The 4,695-nt window shown below is 38.7% G+C and carries 7 protein-coding genes; 4 read left to right on the top strand and 3 right to left on the bottom strand.

The window, feature by feature from the left end:
• Positions 1–20: 20 nt before the first annotated feature.
• A complete protein-coding gene (locus N482_RS05695) occupies positions 21–914 on the bottom strand; it encodes a LysR family transcriptional regulator (RefSeq protein ID WP_063376140.1) in 894 nt (297 codons plus the stop codon).
• Between the two features lie 135 nt (positions 915–1,049).
• Between N482_RS05695 and N482_RS05690 the strand changes: the two genes are divergently transcribed.
• Positions 1,050–1,601: a cytochrome b gene (locus N482_RS05690; protein WP_063376139.1), complete on the top strand. Its 552-nt coding sequence runs from the start codon at positions 1,050–1,052 to the stop codon at positions 1,599–1,601.
• Positions 1,602–1,624: 23 nt separating this feature from the next.
• Positions 1,625–2,200 (top strand): YceI family protein, encoded by a 576-nt coding sequence (locus N482_RS05685; protein ID WP_063376138.1) that lies wholly within the window; start codon positions 1,625–1,627, stop codon positions 2,198–2,200.
• Positions 2,201–2,233: 33 nt separating this feature from the next.
• Here the strand turns inward: N482_RS05685 and N482_RS05680 are convergent, their stop codons facing one another.
• Positions 2,234–2,806: a nucleoside deaminase gene (locus tag N482_RS05680; protein ID WP_063376137.1), complete on the bottom strand. Its 573-nt coding sequence runs from the start codon at positions 2,804–2,806 to the stop codon at positions 2,234–2,236.
• Between the two features lie 168 nt (positions 2,807–2,974).
• Here N482_RS05680 and N482_RS05675 point away from each other — a divergent pair, with 168 nt between their 5' ends.
• Both N482_RS05675 and N482_RS05670 read left to right on the top strand, forming a co-directional pair.
• Positions 2,975–3,283: a DUF1330 domain-containing protein gene (locus tag N482_RS05675; protein ID WP_063376136.1), complete on the top strand. Its 309-nt coding sequence runs from the start codon at positions 2,975–2,977 to the stop codon at positions 3,281–3,283.
• 141 nt (positions 3,284–3,424) lie between these two features.
• A complete protein-coding gene (locus N482_RS05670; protein ID WP_063376135.1) occupies positions 3,425–4,438 on the top strand; it encodes a DUF2235 domain-containing protein in 1,014 nt (337 codons plus the stop codon).
• A gap of 70 nt (positions 4,439–4,508) precedes the next feature.
• On the opposite strand, the gene N482_RS25530 is transcribed toward N482_RS05670, so the two are convergent.
• Positions 4,509–4,695: hypothetical protein (locus tag N482_RS25530; RefSeq protein ID WP_231100801.1), on the bottom strand; the 187-nt coding region annotated here is incomplete at its 5' end.

The raw sequence follows: 4,695 nt of genomic DNA, 5'->3' as shown, positions 1-4,695 counted from the left end.
AGATTTTTGAACACTACCATTTAAACTGACAAATGGCGTGTATGGTTGATTAAAAAATCACATAGCGCTTTGACTTTTGCGTTATCTTTTAGGTCTTTGTGGTATGTGTACCACAGAGAGCCAATATAATCCGTTGCAAATAGAGTGCTGCTATCGAGCTCGATTAAATGCGCGTGCTTATTTGCTTCTATCTCAGACACCGGGCCAATACCCATCCCACTTATCACTGCTGATTGGATATCTAAAAATTGATTGCTCGAGTAGACAATACTTTCATTACTCAATCTTTTTATGACTTGATGAATAAAGGGAATATGGTATTTGCTTTTGTCAGGCATTAACCACTGATGTTCATTCATCTGCTCTTCGCACTCAGGCAGTCCAAATGTATCGACATAACTTTGTGATGCATAATAGGCCATTTTTAATGAAACAACGTGGCGTACAATCAGATCTGGTTCTTGTGGCTTAGGGCCAGCCCTAAGTGCAACATGGACAACGCCACTTTGCGCGGGAACCACCTCGTCAGTTGCGAGCAGTTCAATCCTTACCTTTGGGTATTGCTGGCGAAAAGCTTGCATTGCAGGTGCAAGAAGTGACGAGTATGACGTGACTGTGGTAATTCTTACTTTGCCGCTAAAGTCTTGCTGAACACTTTGTAATTTGTCCTCCAAAGCAACAAATTGTGCATCAATGTCAGGCATAGCATCATTCAAAATATAACCCGAATCGGTTAATTTATATCCTCTTTGGTGACGGATAAATAGTTTGACGTTTAATGCTTCCTCAAGTCTGTTTATGTGCCGCAGTACGGTGGTGTGATTGCATTGGAGTATTTGCGCAGCTTTCGCTAAAGAGCCCGCATTTGCCACAATATACGCAACACGAAAGTCATCCCAATTTAACTTTTGCATAAAAAAATAATATTCCACTTCGTCTATGAAATGAGTATATACAATTTTGCACAACAGTTTTTATATTTATGCACTACTTGTGGGGTGAATTAATCTGTAATCTAGATACAGGTATCCGGTTAGATAGGAGGCAAGGTGCTTAAAAACAGCAATAAAAGTTATGGTTTGGTAGCCATATTAATTCATTGGCTCATGGCGATAGCAATCTTTTTTATGTTTGGGCTTGGCCTGTATATGGTAGAGCTTACCTATTATGACCCATGGTACAAAGGTTCTTTAGACCTGCACAAATCGATAGGCATGTTATTGATAGCTATGTGGGTGTTGAGGTTGATCTGGCGACAGGTTAATGAGCGCCCAGATGAGCTACCGGGGCCAAAACTAGAACAAGCAGCTGCGCGAGTAGGGCACTTTTTACTTTACGCGTTGATGCTACTAATTCTTGTAAGTGGTTATTTAATTTCGACTGCTGATGGTAAGCCTATTTCTGTATTCGAACTAATTAATGTGTCAGCACTTCCTTGGTCTTTTGATAATCAAGAAGACATTGTAGGTGAAATACACTTCTGGTTGGCGTGGGCATTAATTGGGTTTGTCGTCGTACATATAGGCGCTGCGTTAAAGCACCAGTTTATAAATAAAGATAGTGGTTTAAGTCGAATACTAAAAGTGAATAAAGAAAACTAATTAAAGTATCTTGAGAGGAATTTATGAAAAAACGTATTTTATCCGCAGTTGTAGCTGCTGGCTTAGCAATTTCGGGCGTGGCTAATGCAGCTGAATACCAAATTGACAAAGCGGGCGCACACGCCTTCATAAACTTTAAAATTAAGCACTTGGGTTATAGCTGGTTAACAGGCCGATTCAATGACTTTGATGGCGACTTTAGCTATGATAAAGCCAACCCAAATGCGTCTAAAATAAATGTTGTTATTAGTACTGCCAGTATTGACTCTAATCATGCTGAACGTGATAAGCATTTAAAAGGAAAAGATTTTTTAAACGTTAAAAAATTTCCTAAAGCAACTTTCGAAAGCACTAAGTATGAACAAGTTAGTGAAACAGAAGGGAAACTGACTGGTATATTAGAGCTTCACGGTGTTAAGCGCACGATAACTTTTCCTGTAGAAAAAATTGGTGAAGGTAAAGATCCTTGGGGTGGTTACCGTGTTGGCTTTTCAGGGGAAACTTCTTTAAAGCTTAAAGACTTCGGTATCGATTACAACTTAGGTCCAGCCTCTACTCATGTGACACTTGAGCTGCACATTGAAGGCATAAAAAAATAAGGTATGGTGGCCTTGTTTTGCAAGGCCCTATTTTTACTTCAAAGCAGCAACCCCTTGCCAGTCTTCTAAGTCTTGTTCTGGTTTTTGCAATCTAAACTCCCCGTACTGCTTAACACCTAGTTGATCTTCCAGAATATCTACTTGTAGACCTTTTTCCTTTAAAAGGGACTCATTACCACTGGCATTAGTAATATCTCCAACCACGACGCGTTTGAAGCCTCTCATATATAAAAGTGTTGCGCACACATCACAAGGGCTTAAACTGGTGTACAGCGTTGTTTTAGAAAAATCAATTCTGCCGGCATCTCTAATTGCAGAGGTTTCTCCGTGGTTATATGGGTGTGACTCTTGCACAAGGGTATTGTGCCCTTTACCGACAATCTGATTATTTTCATTATTGATGATAACTGCGCCAATAGGGCAGCCACCTTCTTCGTAGCTTTTTTTGGCAAGTAATACCGCAACCCTCATGAAGTCACCATCGCTTAACTTTGTACTAAAATCATCAGAAATAAGGGTGGGTAAGCTAGTTGTAGGCATGTGTGCGATGACGTTAAGAGTCGTATCATTCACTTCAGTATTTTGTTCAAATAAAGGCTGTATCATGGTTTTATCCAAAAAATTGCAATTGATACAACATATATAAGAACAATAAGGAGCAATTGTGAAGTGGGCTACCAATATAAATAGATATTTATTGGTGGGCTAGAAATTAGATTGTTTGTTCAATCACTTTAATGCAGAATCTGGGTACAAATATGAAGGGAGAAAACGATGGCGAAATTGGAAATGTTGGTTGGGCTGTATGTAAAAAGTGATGAGCTGTATTTAGAGTATCGAAAAGCAATGACACCTATATTGCGAAGGATTGGTGGTGACTTTGGCTATGATTTTGTTGTTGGGGAAGTCTTAAAAAAGGAAACAAACAATGATATCAATCGCGTTTTTACGATACATTTTCCAAATAAAGAAACAATGGACACCTTTTTTATCAACGAAGAATATTTAGCAATCAAAGAAAAATACTATAAACCGGCAGTTGAACATACGACGATTATTCGTAGCTATGAAATAGTCGAATAAGTAACTTTTAGTACAACCAGATAGCGTAATCATAAAAATTTTAGTAATGAATAGGAAAAAATTGTCCTTTTTAATGTTTATTATTAGCTGTATTGTAGCGAGTGTTATTTATTTTAATTCAGTTAGTTAAAAGGAAAAAGAATGAAAAGATTAGTGTTGTGTATGGATGGAACTTGGAACAAGCCAGCACAATATGATCGAGGCAAAAGAAAGCCAACCAATGTCGTTAAATTAGCAAGGGGTATAGAGCCTGTGTGTCACGATGGCATCCATCAAGTTGTATATTACAGCGAGGGGATCGGTACGCACTGGGGAATGGACAAGATTTTGGGAGGTGGGTTTGGAATTGGTTTATCTGAAAATGTGATTAAAGCTTATCAATTTTTAGTTTTAAACTACCAAGCCGGAGATGAAATCTATGGGTTTGGCTTCAGTCGCGGTGCATATACAATTCGCAGTGCGATAGGCTTAATCAATAAAGTGGGCTTACTGCCTAAAGATCACGCTTTTTATATGCCAGAGGCATACAGATTGTATCGAAATAAGGCCTCAGATGCGGAAGTTGCAGCGTTTAAAAATGAACATCAGTGCACAGATGTATCGATTAAATTTGTAGGCGTTTGGGATACCGTTGGTGCGCTAGGTGTACCTTTTAAATTTGAACTGATCAACAACAGATACCGATTTCATGATGTTAGTCTGACCGAAAATATCGAACATGCTTATCATGCGCTTGCAATTGATGAAAAGCGCGGCCCTTTTAAACCAGCAGTTTGGACCTTGCCAGAGGGTTCCGAACAAACTTTAGAGCAAAAGTGGTTTGCGGGTAGCCATAGCAACGTTGGTGGTGGTTATTCTAAAGATGGCTTAGCTAATATTTCACTGCATTGGCTTAAAGAGAAAGCAAGCAATCATGGTTTAATATTTAACGAAAAGTTTTTGTCATATTATCGACCACATCATCTAGATGAATACAGAGACTCGATGAACTGGCTTTATAAGTTAACTGAAAAAATGCGGAAGTTAGGTACTAATGAGAGAACCAATGAATCATTACACGAAAGCGTTTACCAACGTATTTCTGAAAGTGGTTCATATCAACCAAGAAACGCTTTTGATTTCATAGATAGGCTGACAGCCAAGGGCGTTCAATAGTGTATTGATACTGAATTGATAGGAATTAGCAGCAATAGAATTCAGTGCCATCTTAAATAGTTATGTATTTTCACCAACTTTGTGCTTGGCCTTTGCGCTGATATCTGGTGTTTACTTGTTGCCTCAAGGAGTGATACAACGACATAAAGCTACCTTGATGTGACAACACATTAGTGCTTTTGAAGATGGCACTTTGAGATATCATAAGACAAACTAAACCAGTGTTTATTAAAAGAGCGAGGGCGTTCAAAATTCTG

It is taken from the genome of Pseudoalteromonas luteoviolacea NCIMB 1942, assembly GCF_001625595.1.
Taxonomy (GTDB): Bacteria; Pseudomonadota; Gammaproteobacteria; order Enterobacterales; family Alteromonadaceae; genus Pseudoalteromonas; species Pseudoalteromonas luteoviolacea_A.
The sequence above is the reverse complement of the archived record's forward strand: the minus strand, read 5'-3'. Positions and strand labels throughout refer to the sequence as shown.

Excerpts from the sequence above, each read along its gene's own strand:
- N482_RS05685 (WP_063376138.1), top strand. The coding sequence starts at position 1,625 with ATGAAAAAACGTATTTTATCCGCAGTTGTAGCTGCTGGCTTAGCAATT.
- N482_RS05695 (WP_063376140.1), bottom strand. The coding sequence starts at position 914 with ATGCAAAAGTTAAATTGGGATGACTTTCGTGTTGCGTATATTGTGGCA.
- N482_RS05680 (WP_063376137.1), bottom strand. The coding sequence starts at position 2,806 with ATGATACAGCCTTTATTTGAACAAAATACTGAAGTGAATGATACGACT.
- N482_RS05670 (WP_063376135.1), top strand. The coding sequence starts at position 3,425 with ATGAAAAGATTAGTGTTGTGTATGGATGGAACTTGGAACAAGCCAGCA.
- N482_RS05675 (WP_063376136.1), top strand. The coding sequence starts at position 2,975 with ATGGCGAAATTGGAAATGTTGGTTGGGCTGTATGTAAAAAGTGATGAG.